Raw genomic sequence first — 18,199 nt, 5'->3', positions numbered from 1 at the left:
TTAACTCGTCAAAAATATTTTCAGGGAAGACTCCATTTTCTTGAAGTTCCCGCGGGTTATGGCCGTTATTTATGAAAAATTTTACTAATTCGGGAGTGCCGTACATTATGCAGGAAGTAAAAAAATTTTTATATGATCCCATTTTTACGATTTGTGAATCACTAAGGCCGTTTATAATTAAATTTTTCAGAATTTCCGGGCGTTCGTGATTAAATAATTCGTGATAATTTTTATAGCCGCCGTCATTCATGCCTATAATAAAATTTATCGTGATAGAATCGCTCATATTTTCGTCGAGAGAATGACCCCATATGAATAACGAGTCAGGAGAAATCAACGACTCAAAAATTTTAGAAATGTCTAATAATTCGCCCAGTGTTATATTTGCGCCTGTTATGAAATTCATTAAAATATTTCGCGAGCCTCGTATATTTTCGCACATGTTTAATGTTTTGCTGCTGACTGTTGAAATTTTATCATGACCCGATACGCATAAACTCCCGTAAAATGCAGTGCCCGTATTGTATAAAATATATTTAACGTCGGCAAAGTCTATATTTACGAAGCCTGCTTTAATTATCGAGTAAATTATATTTTTAACTATCATAGAAGCGTCATATTTATTCATTAACGGTAATATCACAGAGTCAGAATAATTTTTGAATTCTTGAATGTCATTATTATTTATTTCTTGAGCATTAACAGGAATCACAAGCGTTAATATCCCGTTTAATTTGGCAGAACGTGCTATCTTGAGCGCAAAATTTTTATTACTTTCTCCTGAGCCTAATACTATAAAAATTATATCAGCCTCAATAAAATTATCGTTGAAAAATTGCCGGTCGTCTTGAATAATATTATTAACGAGAAATTTTTTAGCAGCTTTGCAGGAATTCAGCACGTTTTCATTATCACATGCCGCAAAAAATTCTACTCCGTCAGGTTCGCGGGTTATCATGTCATTAACAGCCTCACAGCCATTTATGAAGATTCCAAGTATAAGAAATTTTTCTTTATCATGATACATTATAAAATCATCTCCATTTTCTGAGCATTAATAAATTCATGCATGTATAATAAATAAATCTTGCGCAAATATAAGGTGTAATAAATATATTCTCGCCCGCGTTAGTGCTTTATTCCCGTTCGTAAATAAAAAAATTTCACGCAATATCATCAATCAATAAATCGCAAAATGCTATATAATTCAGATATTACAAAAATTTTTTAATCAGGAGGCAGAATTAAATTATGCTCGTAAACGCAAAAGAAATGTTACAAGCAGCAAAAGCAGGTCATTACGCAGTCGGTCAATTCAACATCAATAATCTTGAGTGGACAAAGGCCGTCTTACAAGTCGCAGAAGAGTTAAAAGCTCCCGTCATACTCGGAGTCTCTGAGGGCGCAGGAAAATATATGGGCGGTTTCTTGACCGTTCAATCAATGGTCGCAGCTATGGACAAATCACTGGGAATCACTGTACCCGTTTGCACGCATTTAGATCACGGAACTTACGAGGGCGCATACAAGTGCATTAAAGCCGGTTTCACGTCTATTATGTTCGACGGCTCGCATTATCCCATTGACGAAAACATTTGGAAGACTAAAGAGTTAACCCACGTAGCTCATAATCTGGGAATGTCAATCGAGGCAGAAGTCGGAGCAATCGGCGGCGAGGAAGACGGAGTTATCGGAATGGGCGAATGTGCAGATCCCGACGAGTGCAAAAAAATTGCTGATTTAGGCGTTGACATGTTAGCAGCAGGAATCGGAAACATTCACGGAAAATATCCGGCGAACTGGAAAGGTTTATCATTTGAGACTCTGGCAGCTGTTCAGGCAAAAACGGGTGAAATGCCTTTAGTTCTTCACGGCGGTTCAGGAATTCCCGACGAAATGATAAAGAAAGCAATCACGCTCGGAGTCTGCAAAATCAACGTTAATACAGAATGTCAATTAGCATTCGCAGCAGCAACAAGAAAATATATCGAGGCCGGCAAAGATAACGAGGGCAAGGGCTACGATCCTAGAAAATTATTAGCTCCCGGCTTTGAGGCAATCAAGGACACAGTGCGCGAAAAAATTAAATTATTCGGCTCTGACAGTAAGGCGTAAAATTGAGCGTTAAGAAATATTCTATCAATGATAGATTTATAGGCGATGGAAGCCTCGCAGTTATTGCGGGGCCGTGTTCGCTTGAAAATTTAGATCTCGGTCTGCGTGTTGCCAAGTTCATGAAAAGAATTTGCGGCGAACGAAATTTATTATATATTTTCAAGGCCTCATTTGATAAAGCTAATCGAACGTCAATACACGCATGGAGAGGGCCGGGACTCGAAAAAGGACTCGAACAGTTAGCAGAAATTAAGAGACTCGCAAATGTTCCTGTTTTGACGGATATTCACGAGAGCAGCCAAGCAGTTAAAGCCGGTGAAGTCGTTGATATAATTCAGATTCCGGCGTTCTTATGCAGGCAGACTGATTTATTAGTAGCAGCGGCCAAGACTGGACGAATTATAAACGTTAAGAAGGCTCAATTTTTAGCTCCTGATGATATGATTTACGTAGCTGCTAAATGCCGTGAAGCAGGAAACGACAACGTAATTTTTTGTGAGCGGGGGACTTTCATGGGCTATCACAGATTAGTATCTGATATGACGGGATTAATTACAATGCGTGAATTTGGCTATCCTGTTATGTTTGACGCTACTCACAGCGCACAGCAACCCGGAGGACTCGGAGGTATGAGCGGGGGAGATTACAGACTCGCATTTCCTTTAGCACGTGCAGCCGCAGCAGTGGGAATTGACGCGATTTTTGCCGAGACCCACCCGAATCCTAAGGAGGCATTAAGCGACGGCCCGAATATGATTCCCCTTGATCAAATGCCTAGATTCTTAGATGAGATTATAGCGATTCATAATGCAGTGAAGGATTTTATTAATAATGCTGACTGATAAAGAATTATTAAACTCTGCTAAAAAGTTAATGCGGACTGAGGCACAAGAAATTTTGCGGGCTTCTGAAAGTCTTGATTATTCTATAGTAAATGCCTCGCGCTTAATTTATGAGTGTCAGGGGAGAGTCGTCGTTGCTGGTCTGGGCAAATCAGGCCATATAGGGCGTAAAATTTCGGCGACTCTTGCGTCACTGGGGACTCCGTCATTTTTCCTGCACGCTGCCGAAGCTCTACACGGTGATTTAGGAATGGTAAGATCTGAAGATGTAGGATTATTTATAAGTAACAGCGGCTCATCGTCTGAACTTGTAGAATTACTGCCTCATTTCAGGAGACTCGGCGCAAAATTAATCGCTATAACAGGCGAAATGAATTCACCCCTAGCAAAATATGCCGATATAGTAATTAATGCTCATGTTGAATCAGAGGGCGACCCTTTACAATTAGCACCGATGAGCAGTGCGGCATTAGAACTCTCAGAAGGGGACGCAATCGCGGCATTAGTGGCAATTTTGAGGGGACTCAAGCGTGAAGATTTTGCTTTATTCCATCCGGGCGGCTCACTTGGCCGGAAATTGTTGACACGAGTACGCGACATAATGGGAACCGGCGAACGATTGCCCGTTATAAATCAGGGAGTCAGCGTTAAAGATGCCTTATTTGTCATAACTGGGAAGGGCTACGGGGCGGCTTGTGTTGTTGACGAGTCAGGGAATTTGACGGGAATTTTTACGGATGGAGATTTGCGGCGTTTAATGGAGAAAAGGGGCGTTAAAGCATTTGACGTAAAAATCGATGACGCTATGACGAGAAATCCCCGAACTATAAGCCCGGACTCATTAGCAGCTGAGGCAGTAAAAATTATCGAGCAGCACGAAATTAGCGTATTAATCGCAGTTGAGAATAATAAACCGGTCGGAATCATTCACATTCACGAGCTTTTGAAGGCAGGTGTCGCATAAATGAACACGAAAATTTTAGGAATAATTCCCGCCCGCTATAAATCTACTAGATTCCCGGGTAAGCCCCTCGCCGATATTTGCGGGAAGAGCATGATTCAGAGAGTTTATGAGCGAGCAAAAATGTCTAAATCTTTATTTGATGTAATAATAGCAACTGATGACGAGAGAATTTATAATTGCGCAAAGAATTTCGGGGCAAATGCAATAATGACGGATTCAGATTTGCCGAACGGGACGGCGAGATGTGAACAGGCAGCAAAATTTTATAATCAAGAAATCGACTCAGTAATTAATATTCAGGGTGATGAGCCTTTACTTGATCCGGTTATGATTGACGAGATTGCAGAATTATTAATAAATAGTGAGTGCTCTACTTTGTGCCGTGAACTCAATGACGAGAGCGAATATATTAATCCAAATGTTGTAAAAGTTGTCATGAATCTAAAAGGGGAAGCGTTATATTTTTCTCGTTCGTTAATACCATTTATGCGCAATAAAATAAATTTGCCGGTTTATCAGCATATAGGGATTTACGGCTATAAAATAAATTTCCTGCGAAAATATGTGAGTCTTCCTGTTACTCCGTTAAGTGAAGCAGAATCACTCGAACAGCTAAAAATTTTAGAACATGGCTATAAAATCAGCGTGAAAGTTACAAGCTCAAAGAGTCAAAATGTCGGAGTCGATACCCCCGAAGATTTACAGAGAGTGAGAGATATTATCAATGCAGGGAATTAAACGCGTTGTAATTATAAGCGACGGCATAAGGGGACATTTTCACCAGTCATTAGGCGTGGCAAATTGGCTTGAGAGACTCGCGGAAGTGAAACAGGGAGAAATTATAGAAGTCCCGAAATTAACCGGAATCAAAAAATTACTCATGACAAAAATTTTTGTGCGAAAAATTGCGCAGAGTCCTGAATATTCCCGTGAATGGCTCAAGAAATCCGGTGCAGATATAGATATAGATTTCAAGCCTAATACACTTTTTATTTCTGCTGGGAGTTCGGCGGCTCCGTTCTGTCTGGCTCTGGCAAAATCTACAGGCAATAAATCAGCAGTAATAATGACTCCGTCTGTGCTGGGAACTAAATTTTTTGACTTTGCTGTAATTCCCGAACATGATAAACACGACTCAAGCGGCAAAAATATAATTACAACACTGGGAGCTCCTAATCATATTTATAGGCCTGACTTGAAAGAGGAGTCACGCAAATTTTTAGCAAATATTAAACTTGACCGCACAAAAAAAATTATAGCTTTATTAATCGGCGGAAGTGATGCAAATTATAAATTGACTCCTGAATGGGCAGAAAAAATTTTTATGCCGTTAAGAGATATTAAAGACTCGCAGATTTTGATTACTACGTCAAGACGTTCAGGGGCGGCACTTGATAATATGATCGAAAAAATATTTATTGATTCAAAAAATTTAGCATACATGTTATTAGCTTCACGAGAGCCCGAAATTAACCCGATTCCCGCAATGTTAGGAGCAGCGGATCATGTTTTAGTAACTGAAGACTCCGTCTCAATGGTATCTGAGTCAATTACTGCAGGATTTAGAGTCGGCCTTATTCGAGTTCCCAGAGCGTCAAATTTCATAAAAAATTTATTCGGATTCGGGGCTGTAAGATTTGATAATTTATTTGCTTCAATGAGAGATAAAGATTTGCTTGCTGATTTAGGCGCGAGTCCTGATTTTGCAAGTTTTATAAATTTTCCTGAACAGAAACACGGCAAAAACTTCAACGAGGCAAGACGCGCGGCTGAATGGATTTTGTCTCAATCATGATATATTTACCTGAAAGAAGAGATATTAAATGCCAAAATTAGAACGTGTAGTAGTACTAAGCGACGGAATCCGCGGACATTTCCATCAATCAATGGGAGTAGCGAACTGGCTCAAAAGATTATCAAATGTTACAGTTGAGCCTATGATAACTGTACCTGTTTTGCATGGATTTAAGAAATTAATACACATGAAATATTTAGGCAGCACTCTAGACTCACAGGACAAGAAATATTTAACAAATTGGCTCAAAGCTGCGGGCGTTAAAGTTAAAAATTTTGCGCCGGGGACTTTATTTATTTCTGCTGGCGGGCCTGCTGCACCGTTTTGTTTGGCATATGCTCGTGCGACTGGTAATAAATGCGCTGTAATAATGACTCCGTCTGTACTTGGCACGAAGCCGTTTGACTTTGCTATAATTCCCACTCATGATAAATACGACAAGGGAGACAAGCATATTTTTACGACACTGGGCGCGCCTAATCACATATATCCTGATGATTTAAGGGCAATATCAGAGACATTTTTCAGGGGAGAAGAATTTAATTTTGCAGGTAAAAAAGTTGTCGGGCTTATAATCGGCGGGAATGACTCGAACTATAAAATTACGCCTGAATGGGTAGAAGATATATTATCGCCGCTGCAATATATAGAGGGAATCAAAATTTTTATAACGACATCGAGACGAACAGGGACAGCAGTAGAGAACGCAATCGAGCAAATTTTTTCGGGTCATCCTTCAGTAGCTCACATGCATTTAATGTCGAGAAATGTAAACATGAACTTATTGACTGCGATTTTAGGTCAGGCCACGCATGTTTTTGTTACGGAGGATTCTATTTCTATGGTCTCAGAAGTAATAACGGCGGGATTTAAAGCGGGCTTAATTCGTTTGCCGAGAACTACGGGATTTGTTAAAAAATTATTCGGCGGAGGGACTCAGAAATTTGACGCTACTTTTGACGAAATGAAGAGAAGAGGCTTAATTGAAGATTTAGGCGAGATCCCATATTTTGAAAAATTTTTAGAGCCTGAAGAACAGCGTCATAATATGGAATTCAACGAGGCCAAGAGAGCGGCTGAATGGCTGTTAAATCAAATATGAAAATTTTATATATAATTCCTGAATTTAACGAGGGCGGAGCAGAATATCATTTATTGAATCTAATTCAGGGACTCGCGGGCGAACATGAAATCACACTAGCAACTAACGGAGGCAGTCTTGAGTCATTGCTTCCTGAGAATGTCAGAATTATTCACGTTGAGTCGGCCCGGAAAAATATTTTTACTATAATTTATGCGGCTATAAAACTTTCTAGGCTCAATAAAAAATTTTGCTGGGACATTATACACGTTCATTCGAGAGTCCCCGCGTGGGTTGCTTGGCTGTTATCGAGTTTAACCGGCGTTAAATGGCTTATGACTGCACATGCTTTATACTCGTTGAATTTGGGCTTGACTCCGTTAAAACATGCCGACGGAATTATTTGTGTGTCTGAATCAGTAAAGAATCATTTAAGAAAATATTTGCCTGCTAATAACGTGAAAATTATCTATAATGGCATAAACCCGCCTGAAATATTTAATAATAATGACTCACAAGAAAGCATAAAATTTTTATTTGTAGGGCGTTTAACGGGAATTAAGGGACTCGATATAGCAATAAAAGCATTATCAGGGCTAATAAAATACAACTGGACACTTGATATTATAGGCGACGGCTCAAAGCGTGAAGAGTTAGAATCACTCGTAAAAAATTTAAATCTAAATCAGCGCGTAACTTTTCACGGTGTCAAATCTAAATCAGAAGTTAAATTATTCATGTCAAAGTCTTCATGTTTATTATTTCCGTCTCTTAGTGAAGGCATGGGCTTGTCAGTTCTTGAGGCTGCTTCTATGAGACTGCCAGTTATAGCGTCGGACTTGCCCGCATTGCATGAAATTTCACGGGGGGGACTCGTTAAAGCCGGAAATGTTGACGAGTGGCGTGAGGCGATAAAAAATTTTATTGAGTCAGGAGAAGCAAGCCAGATCGATCCCGCAAAAATTATAACAGTGAACGAAATGACTCGCTTGACTGGAAAATTTTACTTCACAATTTTACGAGAATTTACCAACCTTCAGGCCACTCTGTAAGAGGACGGTCAACCTTAAAATATTTCTCAAATAATTTATCAGTATTGAGCTGCTGATAAAGTGTCTTGACTTTTTCAAAAGCATGTTGTGCAGCGGCATCATTATTACCATTAAAGAAATTTCCGATGATTCCCAAAAAACCACGTGAATTTTTGAAATCATCTACACTTGTGCGCATTTTTAGAAGTAGCTCTGCTGATTTCACAATTTTAGGCCCTTCCTTGAATTCTGTAGAGATTAAATCAGGTATTTTATCCCTGCCGCTTATCTTATCGCCTGCAATGCTCCACAATGTTTTTACTATATTCTTTAATAGCTCCCTTGTCTCCATTAATAGCTTTAATAGTTTGTTCTGCGAGTTTAAAGAAATTTTTTACTGTTTTCTTATTTAGTCCTATGCCCAAATCTTTAAAAGCACCGTGAACATACGAGACTACAAGATCATTAAGAATATCTTTGTTAAGTTCAGCAAGTTTTGCACAATAACCTGCTAGAGCCGATTTCATTTCCTCGAATGAACTTCCCCATGAAATAATAGCAACACTTGCATTGCTGTCTCCAAGATAGACCCATGCAAATTCTACACCTATACCAGTACTAAGAGCATTTAAACTTGTATATTTAACTCTGTAAAGCTGTTCTTTTACGACAACTTTAAATTCACCATTCTGAACAGTGTTGCCTATTTCTTCTATAAGCTGATTAAATAGAGTGCTATTATCTGAATTATATTTTTCTGATTTAGAGCCTGATGAATAGAAGCCGCTAAGCACAGAAAGTGCAAAAGCCTCACATACTTCTTCCGGAACTGTGCTTATACTTGTAGGGCGTATTACCAACTTTTTCTTTACAGATTCTAATTTACTTTTAAGATCTTGATTATTATCAGTTTTTTGTAAAGCAGCCTCTGCATTGCTAGAGAAAATATCAATAAAAGCCTTTTCTACCATTGCAAGATTGGCTTCTATTTTTTCTGCCAAGTCATCATAACTGCCAACAGGATCTGATATTATATTTTGTTCCCATTCGATATATTCTGTCGCTTGGTCTCTAGTACCTGATGAAACAAAACGAACACCCGGAGCAGATAATCTCCATTTTATATTATCATTTTTTCCAGGACTATTTTTATATGATAACATAACTGTACAGATATATTTGCGTCTTCCGTCTTTCAAATCTTCAAATGTGAACTTGCTATCTACAACAGTATAATTATTAGAATATTGTCGAGCACATTGTAATGATTCTGGAATTTTGTATAAATATTCTGTATCGCCATAATCAAGAATTCTTTTTGCGTAAAATACAGTCATAAGCAACACTGATTTGTCTTCGGGATAGTAATAACTAGTATCACTCTTTGCTGAACTTATATAGGATAAGTTGCTTATAATTGTAGTTTTGCTTGGATCTGAAAGTCGCGTAAAAGTTTTAGTAGCGGGATCATATACTCCTATTTCCATATCGTCATTAAGACCGTCTTCGTCAGCGTCAACATTATTCGGGTCTGTCTTTATATGATAACCCCATTGATCGCGCATTCCTTCTTTCTCGGCAGAATCTGATAAGCCGTCTCCGTCGCTGTCAAGATTTGAGCCCAACTCATTTTCTGCGATTTCGTTAAATTTTTCCTGTAAATTATTTGCTGTCTGAGCAAAAAAGTATGTCCCATTTGTAGACTCTGCTATTTTTGTTAGAAGTGCGTTGTCAACATATGAGCCAAGCCCTACAGTAATAACGCGCATATTTTTTTCATTTAACGAATTAAATATATTATTACTGACATCATAAGATCTGCCGTCAGAAAGTAATATTACAAGTGAGTAATAATTCTCATTTTCTACAGCATATCTTAATGAATAACTTAGTGCACTGCCGATTATAGTATCATTGTCAGTAGCTTTTAATGAGTCAAGAGCGTTTTTTATCGTATTTCTTGTATTAGACTGGATAATAGTTGACGGTAATATTTCTCTTGAATAACTGCCAAATGCTACTATTGCAACCTGATCGCCGTCCCGTAATGTATCAACGAGATTTTGAGCTGATTTTATACTGTTTGACATAGCATCTCCGTACATACTTCCCGAACAATCCATAGCAAGAACGATATTATAATGCACATTTGATGTTCTTACAGCTGGAAGCTTAGTATTCCACATTTCGAGCCATTTTTCTTTATCGACTACGCCGTATTTACTGAAGTGATTTGTTACAACATAAACTGAATTATTAGCTTTGTCAACTGTAGTATCATTGCTTAAGAGCGTTAATATTTGATTTTCTTCGTCATACCAGACAATAGCTAAATTATCAGGATCAATGCTCAATTTTTCCGGATCATAATAGAATGTGATTAAGGCTTCTTTTACTTATCCGCCAATGTTAGAAATTTCAACAGGACAACCTATTAACCGGGCGCGTTCTTCATTGGATCGTTTTGAACTTCTGAAGCTTCAATTATCGCAAAACCTTCAGTAACGCACTGTACTTCAACATGAATCAATGCTCCGCCGTTATCAAGCGATAAAGACATAGTGCTATTATATTCGCTATTTTCGAGTATCTTAAGTTCTTCGGGAGTAGATGAAACCGTCTTTAGCCATTCAGCTTTTAACGTAATATCATGATCGATTGATTCTCCGAAATAAAACATTCTGCCCTCATCATTAAACCAACCTAAGAAAGTGAAGCCATCTTTTAAAGGTTCTTCAGGTTCATTAACTGCTTCATTTTGTGAAACTATCTGTTTTTCGATTTTGCTGCCACCGTCAGAATCAAATGTAATTGTGTAATAATCTGTTTTCTCGGGAGTCTCTGGTATATCGGGACTCGTCGGCAATTCCGGGACATCGGGCACGGGAACATCGGGACTCTCCGGATTATCAGGCAAATTATAAAGTGTTCCGCCTCCGCCGCAGCCTGCACTCACAAAGCCAGCGAATAACAAGATCAACATAAAAACGAGCGCAAAAAATTTCCGTTGCTTCATTATAGCAAACCTCCTAAAATTGAATAAAAATTTTTACACATGACTGCCCGCCCGCCTGCCTTATGGTATAATTAAGCATAAAACAAGGGTGGAAAGAAGTTACTAACTCCTAGCCACGTGTAATAAAAGAATCGAACACTTTTTATTATAGCACAACCCTTGTTAGTTTTTTGTGGACTTTTTTAGAATAAATCACGAAATACAGCAAAAAAAAAATTACCCGGCATAATTCAACACCGGGCAAAACTAGCAAAAAATTTAATTATTCTTGAATAACAGAGTCATTAACTTCAATACATCGCGGCCCTTTTCTTTAGGAGTCTTGCTTAATTCACTGGCTGGAATCTCTTCATCTTCACGGAGCTTTAAGACTTCACACGCAATAGAATTTACTTCAGGGTTATTATTAAATTCGGGCAAAAAGCTTACTACATCGATTAATAAATTTCTGACGCTTTTACGTTCACTATCAGACAGCCAAGCACACAAGAATTCGCCGTAATAGTCAGGCCCGTATTGAGTCGGGGAGTTCAGCGGCTTTTGTGATTCGAGTCTTATATTATCGTCTTCAGTTAATGGGAAGTATTCATTCATTCGTTGTCTTAAAGGCTCGAAAACTCTATCTTCATCGACAGCAACAGACGCGCAGATAAATTCAAGCATGAAAGAAGCTACTCTATAACTTTGTGATAATTGAGTCCCTTGTTTAAGCTCAAGAAATAAAATTTTGTCGTCCCAGTGATAATCCCGCCCCGAAATTCCTAAATCCGGTACAATCTGCCAGCCTTCAACTTGTGCAGTGTCGACAATTGCCTTGCGTTCCTTACCTGTTAATTTTACGTCCTGAGAAATCTTAAACTTGAATAATCTTCCGAGATTGCCCAGTGTAGAAATTAAAGGCAGCTCGCTCCCTTCAGGCCTTAGAGTCTTGATAAATCCTTCAAAATCGGGGCGTTCTTCAATATTTGACAGATCCGGCAATTTCTCAGATTGTTTATTAGCGGTCAAGAATACCTCCCACGAGTCTAATAAGGGCTTGAAAATTGTTAAATTCTTGAAGAAATCAGGCACTTCTACTGTTTCATTATCTTTCTTGCTTAGTTGTATAGAGGGATTATTAGGCGTGTACGAAATTTTTAGGGTGTCTTGAGGCTTTGCAAGTATTAGCCCTCCTTTGCATAACTCTTTATAGATCGGCGTAAATTTCTGTAATAATTCTTCAGAGTGAGGCAGCCAAGGGTCATTATCCCGGTGTAAATGCTTTGAAGTCCTTGCAACAGTAAAAGCTACTGAACTGGGAAGGGGCAGCATAGAATTTGCGTAAGAATTCAACAAAATATCAAGCAAACCTTCAGGCACTATTGATAAACGACTGCAAAAATTTAATAAATCTTCATCGGGGAGCCAAATTTTTATAGCAAGCCAAGTTATAAACGTGATAATATTTTCTGTCAGAGCTTCCCAGCGCATAAGAGGCAGCAATCTAAACGCTTCATTAATACATAAACCGAGATCTAATTTATCAATAATTGTGCGGCGTTCGATTCCGTAAAGCCATATAGTGGGATAACAAATATGCAAAGGCGGTTGAATTCTAGCACCTGACAGCCAAGTTAAATAAATCCCCCGTTGTAATGGACTCATTGCCGCGTAACTTTCTGCACCTTCAGCGGGTAAATTTTCGCCCTGTTTAGGAAATTCAATCGGCAAAGTTACATCAATACATGAAGGCTCAGGAGTCGCGCATTCCCCGTTTGACCAGTAAACAACAGGGCCGGGAACGACTATATTATTAATCTGTATTGAGCCTGCACGACCGCACCATCGTAATAAATTTGATTGTGCTTGAGCTTTTTTCTTGGGCTCGCTTGATAATCCATAGGGGGACTCTTCACCGGCCGGGGCATGTGATGAATAAGTTGCTCCTGATACTGTATCAGCGTCAGTTACAGGACGTGCAGAGAGAATAAAGCCGCCTTCATTTTGTGAGTCATCGTCCGGCAAATCCAGCGATTCATTCTCAACAACAACGGGCGCAAGTTCTTCGCCTTCAGATTGAGACTGTGAATTATTTTCGGGATTAGCAGATTTATTTTGCTGTCTTAAGAATGCACCTACAGCCAGCGCAACAAATAAGCCTATTACAAGATAAATCATGATTTAATTTTCCGCCTGCTTTCACTATAAATTTATAATATTTCGAGCTGATATTTTTCGAGCATCATGACGGGATTATAAGATAATTTTGCTTCTCTGAGTCCAGGCTCGCCCATATCCTCCTCGCGATTAATATATAAATAAGTTTTCGGCAAATTTTTCAGGAATAAATAATTTATAGCCTGATAACTTCCTGCGTATTCAGCAAATGCCTTCTCAAAGCAGACATCTAAATTTTGAGTGTCTAACTCCTGCGCTATTGTATAAGCAATTATATTATCATTAACTTTTATCAGGCCGCCTATAAAATTAAATTCGTCCCAGTGATTTAATGCTTCCTTTATGGCCTCGTCCTCGTCTAAGAGTGAAGCCGCCTCGTCTTGATTCAGTGTTGCGTCCCTGTGAATGCGCCATTTTTCCTGAAAGTTAATAATATCGTCAAAATCTTCGCGCTTAATCGGGAAATAATCCCATTCGTAACCGTCAAGAAATGCCCGGACCCTGTTGCGTTTATGTGCAAAGGCCTTACCTTTCAAAGCGATTAAATCTTTACATGCATAAATATATTCGTGCTGATCTCTGTCTTTAGTGAGTCTTATATTTTCGCGGGACTCTAAAATTTTGCATAAATCGCCGGGCACGTCGTAAATAATGCTGCCGCGTTCAAATTGCGATAATTCATTGTCCCAGTTTATATTAATATCCCGCCAATTTCCAATAGGGCCGAATATTCCCGGAATAGTTCCGCCGGATCTGAACCATAATAAATTTTGCTTGCTAAAAGCTATATCAATCGGGTAAGCGTGCCTCCATGCCCATAGACAAAAAAATGAGTACTCGGCATAATGAACCGGAGAGTCTGAATAATAGCGCGTGAAAATTTCTTTATCCTGCCACTGTAAAGGCCTGAATTCGAGCATAATTATATAATTCCCTTCACGAAAAATTTATATACACAAAAAAAGCGGCCTGAATAATACAAAGCCGCCTAAGATTTCAAGTTATACCAGAAAAAATTATTTGCTGATAGGAGCGTCAAGAACTTTGTCCTTCAGATCTTTACCGGGTCTGAACATAGGGACTTTCTTTGCCGGGATGTGAACGACTTTTGTAGGATCCTGCGGGTTGCGTCCTTCTCTTGCGGCTCTCTCTTTGACCTCGAAAACTCCGAAGCCCACAAACGTGCAGCGATCACCCTTTGCGAGTGCGCCCTCTATTTCCTGAAAAACTCCATCAACGACCGGAGCAACATCTTTTTTGCGCATATTAAGTCTAGTAGTGATTGCGTCAATAAGTTCTGCTTTAGTCATTAATTACACCTCCTGAATAAAACTTTCCTGCATTTTATCAGCTTTTATGAATTATGCAAGAGATTAGACGGGCATTTTACAGAGTTTTCACTGATTTGTGCAGATTATTGCATAAAAAAACGCCCTCCCGCAAATTTTTATCCAATCACGAGAAGGCATAAAATTTTTTTACTTGCTTAAGCTCTCAAGATTTGCCTTGAGTCTCTCAACTTGTGTGAGTCCTTCACTGACTTTATTGCGTTCTTTCTCTACTACTTCAGCAGGTGCACGCGCTACAAAATCAGACTTGTTTAATCTTGCTTGACTCGACGCTATATTTTTCTCGATTAATGCAATTTCTTGAGTCAATCTCGTTATTTCCTTCTGAACGTCAAGAACATCCCCGACCGGTAATTTAATTTCTGACTCGCCTGTTACTGAAGACAATGACGCGCCATAATTCCAACTCTCTGAAGGCTCCTCAAGAATTACATCACGAATCTTGCATAAATTGCAGACTTGATTTAATGATTCACGTAAAATTTTCGCGCTCTCTGAGTCTGATTTAACGCGTATAACTGCCTTATTAAGCCATTGCTGCGGAGGTACATGAGCTTCTGCCCGCAAATTTCGTAAAGCCCTGACTGAATCCTGTAAGACTCGCATTTCTCCTATTATTCCGTCAAAAATAAATTCCTGCTTAGACTCAGGCCATGAACAGCGCATTATATAATTTTCTCCATATCCAAAGGCCGCCCATAATTCTTCAGTTATAAACGGTATAAACGGGTGCAATAATGGCAAAGTAACTTTAAAGACTTCTTCAAGAACTCCCGCTGTAGTCTTGCGCCTGTCTTCTCCCTCGTCGCCTTTGAGTGCAGGTTTTGACATCTCTAAATACCAGTCGCAGACATCGCCCCAGACAAAATCATAAAGACTCCTTGCTGCTGTGCCTATATCGTAGGAGTCAATTAATTCACGGACTTTTGAGGCCATTTCTTGAGTCCGAGTCAAAATAAATTTATCGTGCATCTGCAAATTATTCGGGTTTATCTCGTGTGAGTCGTCGTCAAGATTCATTAATGCAAATCTCGCAGCGTTCCATAATTTATTCATGAAAAATCTATATGTCTCGATTCTTGTTGACGATAAAAGAATGTCGCGCCCCTGAACTGATAAAGCCGCCAGAGTCATCCTTAATGCGTCCGCGCCGTATTTCTCTATCATGACGAGGGGATCTATTACATTGCCTTTAGTTTTGCTCATTTTTTTGCCGTGTTCGTCGCGTATTAATGAATGAATATATACATCCCTGAACGGCACATCGTCCATAAATTCAAGTCCCATCATGATCATTCTTGCAACCCAGAAAAATATAATGTCAAATCCAGTTACCATTAAAGAAGTCGGATAAAAATATTTCAATTCCGGAGTGTTGTCGGGCCATCCCATTGTAGAAAACGGCCATAATGCAGAACTAAACCATGTGTCTAATACGTCGCTTTCTTGAATTATATTTTTGCTATGGCAATTTTCGCATTCTGTAGGGTCAACTTCAGCGACTGTTATATGTCCGCAGTCTTTGCACTCCCACGCGGGGATTCTATGTCCCCACCATAATTGACGCGATATACACCAGTCCCGTATATTTTCCATCCAGTTAAAATAAGTCTTCTCCCATTGTTCAGGAACCCATTTTATACGGCCGTCCTTAACTGCTTGGACTCCTCGTTCGGCTAGGGGCTTTGTCTTCACAAACCACTGTTCAGATAAATACGGCTCTACAGTCGTCCCGCAGCGTTGACGATGTCCGACAGAGTGCGTAATTTGTTCAGTCTTGAGTAACAGGCCAAGCGATTCTAAATCTTTCACGGACTCAGTGCGAGCGTCTTTTATGGTCATTCCCTGATATTTGCCGGCGTTCTCGTTCATTATGCCCTGTGAGTCAATTACTTGAATCTGCTCTAAATTGTGATTCAAGCCTACAAGAAAATCATTAGGATCATGTGCCGGAGTAATTTTCACGCAGCCCGTCCCGAATTCAGGATCTACCATGTTATCTTGAATTATGGGTATAACTCGCTCAGTTAACGGGACTTTGACATGACGGCCGATTAAGTGTTTATATTTCTCGCTCCTAGGGTGAACTGCTATAGCTACATCGCCTATAATAGTTTCCGGCCTTGTTGTTGCTACTATAATAAAATTTTCTCCGCAGTCCTGTTCTATCAGTGGGTACTTGACATAGTAAAAATTGCCCTGTTCCTCGCTGTATTCGACCTCTAAATCAGATATAGCCGTAGCACAACGGGGGCACCAGTTTACTATATACTTCCCTCGATAAATTAAATCCTTCTTATATAATCTCACGAAAACAGCACGGACTGCACGCGATAATCCCTCGTCAAGAGTGAATCTCTCACGCCGCCAGTCGCATGAATTCCCGAGTCTCTTCATTTGTTCGATAATTCTTGAGCCGTAAACTTTTTTCCATTCCCATACTTTTTTTACGAACTCTTCGCGGCCAAGATCATAACGTGAGATTCCCTTTTTCGCTAAATCCTTCTCCACTACATTTTGAGTCGCTATTCCTGCGTGATCTGTTCCCGGAAGCCATAAAACGCTGTAACCTTCCATTCTTTTAGCTCGGCACATTATATCTTGAAAAGTGTGATCAAATGCGTGTCCAACGTGAAGAGAGCCAGTTACGTTCGGAGGCGGTATCACAATAGAAAATGCTTTTGCGTCAGGATTTATATTTGCGTCAAAGAGTCCAGCCTCAAGCCATTTTTTATACCATTTTTGTTCAATTGAATCCGGTGAATAATTTTTCTCAAGATTTCTGTTACGATTCATAATTGTTTAATCTCCTGTGATAATTTTTCGATTGACTCATCACTAGTAGCCCAGCTTGTGCAAAATCTTACACAGAGTCTATTATCTTCCAAAGGCTGCCAAACTTCATAGTCAAATTTGCTTGATAAAATTTTATGCTGTTCGAGAGTCAAAATCGGGAATTGCTGATTAGTGAATGACTCTATCAGGAAGGGAATTTTTGAGTCAATAAATGCCTGCTTTATCTTCATTGCTTGTCTATTCGCGTGAGTCGCATTCTTTATGTATAAATTATCGTCATCAAATAACGCCTCGAACTGAATTCCCACTAAACGCCCCTTAGCTAGAAGCCCGCATTGCTGCTTTATGAACGTTCGGAAAGTGTTTAATTTTTTCGCGTTAAAGATTTCAGGATTCGGAAATACTACAGCCTCGCCGAATAATGCCCCGTTCTTAGTGCCTCCGATATAAAATGCGTCGCAAAATCTTGCAATATCGTCAATATCTGCGTGTTCTGATTCTGAAGTCAAGCCCACGCCGAGTCTGGCACCGTCAAGAAATAATTTCAAGTCATATTCATTGCAGACTGATTTAATATTTTCTAGCATTTCACGTGTATAGAGAGTCCCATATTCTGACGAGAAAGAAATATAAACGAGTCCCGGCTGTACTGCGTGTTCATTTGAGTCACTTGCATGGAAGGCAGCTAAATATTTGCGCAAATCTTCAGGATCTAACAGCCCGCCATGATTCGGCAATGTCAAAATTTTATGACCTGTTGACTCAACTGAGCCGGATTCGTGTACGTTTATATGACCGGAGTCAACGCTTATTACTCCTTCGACAGGATTCAAGAAAAATTTTATTGTTGTCGTATTCGCCTGAGTCCCGCCTAACATAAAGAAAACTTTTGCGTCAGGTTTGTTAATGAACTTGCGAATCAAATTTTTAGCCCGTACACAGTGTTCGTCAACCCCGTAGCCTGAAGTCTGTTCAAGATTAGTGCGTGAAAGCATATCTAAAATTTTAGGATGACAGCCTTCTTGATAGTCGGTCTCGAATTTAATTTTTTGC

The 18,199-nt window shown here is 39.4% G+C and carries 16 protein-coding genes; 7 read left to right on the top strand and 9 right to left on the bottom strand.

The features are described from left to right. A partial coding sequence (locus IJS99_09495; protein ID MBQ7562044.1) for a hypothetical protein occupies positions 1-1,027 on the bottom strand: 1,027 nt, incomplete at its 3' end. Between the two features lie 221 nt (positions 1,028-1,248). On the opposite strand from IJS99_09495, the gene fba reads away from it, so the two are divergent. From fba to IJS99_09460, 7 genes are read left to right on the top strand one after another with little or no spacing between them, the layout of a single operon-like run. Next, positions 1,249-2,115, top strand: coding sequence for a class II fructose-1,6-bisphosphate aldolase (gene fba / locus IJS99_09490; GenBank protein ID MBQ7562043.1), 867 nt, complete (start codon positions 1,249-1,251; stop codon positions 2,113-2,115). Between the two features lie 2 nt (positions 2,116-2,117). Beyond that, on the top strand, positions 2,118-2,957 hold the full coding sequence (gene kdsA / locus IJS99_09485; GenBank protein MBQ7562042.1) for a 3-deoxy-8-phosphooctulonate synthase: 840 nt from the start codon (positions 2,118-2,120) through the stop codon (positions 2,955-2,957). Further along, the gene (locus IJS99_09480) at positions 2,947-3,921 is read left to right on the top strand and encodes a KpsF/GutQ family sugar-phosphate isomerase (protein MBQ7562041.1); all 975 of its coding nucleotides are present in this window, start codon (positions 2,947-2,949) and stop codon (positions 3,919-3,921) included. The genes kdsA and IJS99_09480 overlap by 11 nt, the downstream gene beginning before the upstream one ends. Beyond that, a complete protein-coding gene (kdsB, locus tag IJS99_09475) occupies positions 3,922-4,659 on the top strand; it encodes a 3-deoxy-manno-octulosonate cytidylyltransferase (protein MBQ7562040.1) in 738 nt (245 codons plus the stop codon). Continuing rightward, positions 4,646-5,716 (top strand): mitochondrial fission ELM1 family protein, encoded by a 1,071-nt coding sequence (locus IJS99_09470; GenBank protein MBQ7562039.1) that lies wholly within the window; start codon positions 4,646-4,648, stop codon positions 5,714-5,716. The genes kdsB and IJS99_09470 overlap by 14 nt, the downstream gene beginning before the upstream one ends. A gap of 28 nt (positions 5,717-5,744) precedes the next feature. Then, complete coding sequence (locus IJS99_09465; protein ID MBQ7562038.1) at positions 5,745-6,818, top strand: mitochondrial fission ELM1 family protein; 1,074 nt, start codon at positions 5,745-5,747, stop codon at positions 6,816-6,818. Further along, positions 6,797-7,849 (top strand): glycosyltransferase family 4 protein, encoded by a 1,053-nt coding sequence (locus IJS99_09460; protein MBQ7562037.1) that lies wholly within the window; start codon positions 6,797-6,799, stop codon positions 7,847-7,849. Before IJS99_09465 ends, IJS99_09460 begins: the two co-directional genes overlap by 22 nt. Here IJS99_09460 and IJS99_09455 read toward each other — a convergent pair. The 8 genes from IJS99_09455 to IJS99_09420 form a co-directional block, all read right to left on the bottom strand. After that, complete coding sequence (locus tag IJS99_09455) at positions 7,824-8,141, bottom strand: hypothetical protein (protein ID MBQ7562036.1); 318 nt, start codon at positions 8,139-8,141, stop codon at positions 7,824-7,826. The two genes, IJS99_09460 and IJS99_09455, sit on opposite strands and share 26 nt — an antisense overlap. After that, entirely contained in the window at positions 8,119-10,182 is a 2,064-nt protein-coding gene (locus IJS99_09450; protein ID MBQ7562035.1) for a VWA domain-containing protein, read from the bottom strand. The genes IJS99_09455 and IJS99_09450 overlap by 23 nt, the downstream gene beginning before the upstream one ends. Before the next feature lie 80 nt (positions 10,183-10,262). Further along, positions 10,263-10,844, bottom strand: coding sequence for an InlB B-repeat-containing protein (locus tag IJS99_09445; GenBank protein ID MBQ7562034.1), 582 nt, complete (start codon positions 10,842-10,844; stop codon positions 10,263-10,265). A 258-nt stretch (positions 10,845-11,102) separates the two neighbouring features. Then, positions 11,103-13,001, bottom strand: a complete 1,899-nt coding sequence (locus IJS99_09440; protein MBQ7562033.1) for a TerB N-terminal domain-containing protein — start codon at positions 12,999-13,001, stop codon at positions 11,103-11,105. A 32-nt stretch (positions 13,002-13,033) separates the two neighbouring features. Further along, positions 13,034-13,921: a DUF2156 domain-containing protein gene (locus IJS99_09435; protein ID MBQ7562032.1), complete on the bottom strand. Its 888-nt coding sequence runs from the start codon at positions 13,919-13,921 to the stop codon at positions 13,034-13,036. Positions 13,922-14,017: 96 nt separating this feature from the next. Beyond that, positions 14,018-14,311, bottom strand: a complete 294-nt coding sequence (locus tag IJS99_09430; GenBank protein MBQ7562031.1) for an HU family DNA-binding protein — start codon at positions 14,309-14,311, stop codon at positions 14,018-14,020. Between the two features lie 168 nt (positions 14,312-14,479). Then, positions 14,480-17,146: a valine--tRNA ligase gene (locus tag IJS99_09425; protein MBQ7562030.1), complete on the bottom strand. Its 2,667-nt coding sequence runs from the start codon at positions 17,144-17,146 to the stop codon at positions 14,480-14,482. Next, positions 17,143-18,141 carry an aminotransferase class V-fold PLP-dependent enzyme gene (locus tag IJS99_09420; protein ID MBQ7562029.1) on the bottom strand — a complete coding sequence of 333 codons (999 nt, stop codon included), beginning with the start codon at positions 18,139-18,141 and terminating at the stop codon, positions 17,143-17,145. The genes IJS99_09425 and IJS99_09420 overlap by 4 nt, the downstream gene beginning before the upstream one ends. Positions 18,142-18,199: the final 58 nt, after the last annotated feature.

This window comes from Synergistaceae bacterium, from assembly GCA_017444345.1.
GTDB lineage: Bacteria > Synergistota > Synergistia > Synergistales > Aminobacteriaceae > JAFUXM01.
The sequence above is the reverse complement of the archived record's forward strand: the minus strand, read 5'-3'. Positions and strand labels throughout refer to the sequence as shown.

Excerpts from the sequence above, each read along its gene's own strand:
- IJS99_09480 (MBQ7562041.1), top strand. The coding sequence starts at position 2,947 with ATGCTGACTGATAAAGAATTATTAAACTCTGCTAAAAAGTTAATGCGG.
- kdsB (MBQ7562040.1), top strand. The coding sequence starts at position 3,922 with ATGAACACGAAAATTTTAGGAATAATTCCCGCCCGCTATAAATCTACT.
- IJS99_09470 (MBQ7562039.1), top strand. The coding sequence starts at position 4,646 with ATGCAGGGAATTAAACGCGTTGTAATTATAAGCGACGGCATAAGGGGA.
- IJS99_09465 (MBQ7562038.1), top strand. The coding sequence starts at position 5,745 with ATGCCAAAATTAGAACGTGTAGTAGTACTAAGCGACGGAATCCGCGGA.
- IJS99_09460 (MBQ7562037.1), top strand. The coding sequence starts at position 6,797 with ATGGCTGTTAAATCAAATATGAAAATTTTATATATAATTCCTGAATTT.
- IJS99_09445 (MBQ7562034.1), bottom strand. The coding sequence starts at position 10,844 with ATGAAGCAACGGAAATTTTTTGCGCTCGTTTTTATGTTGATCTTGTTA.
- IJS99_09440 (MBQ7562033.1), bottom strand. The coding sequence starts at position 13,001 with ATGATTTATCTTGTAATAGGCTTATTTGTTGCGCTGGCTGTAGGTGCA.
- IJS99_09435 (MBQ7562032.1), bottom strand. The coding sequence starts at position 13,921 with ATGCTCGAATTCAGGCCTTTACAGTGGCAGGATAAAGAAATTTTCACG.
- IJS99_09430 (MBQ7562031.1), bottom strand. The coding sequence starts at position 14,311 with ATGACTAAAGCAGAACTTATTGACGCAATCACTACTAGACTTAATATG.
- IJS99_09425 (MBQ7562030.1), bottom strand. The coding sequence starts at position 17,146 with ATGAATCGTAACAGAAATCTTGAGAAAAATTATTCACCGGATTCAATT.
- IJS99_09420 (MBQ7562029.1), bottom strand. The coding sequence starts at position 18,141 with ATGCTTTCACGCACTAATCTTGAACAGACTTCAGGCTACGGGGTTGAC.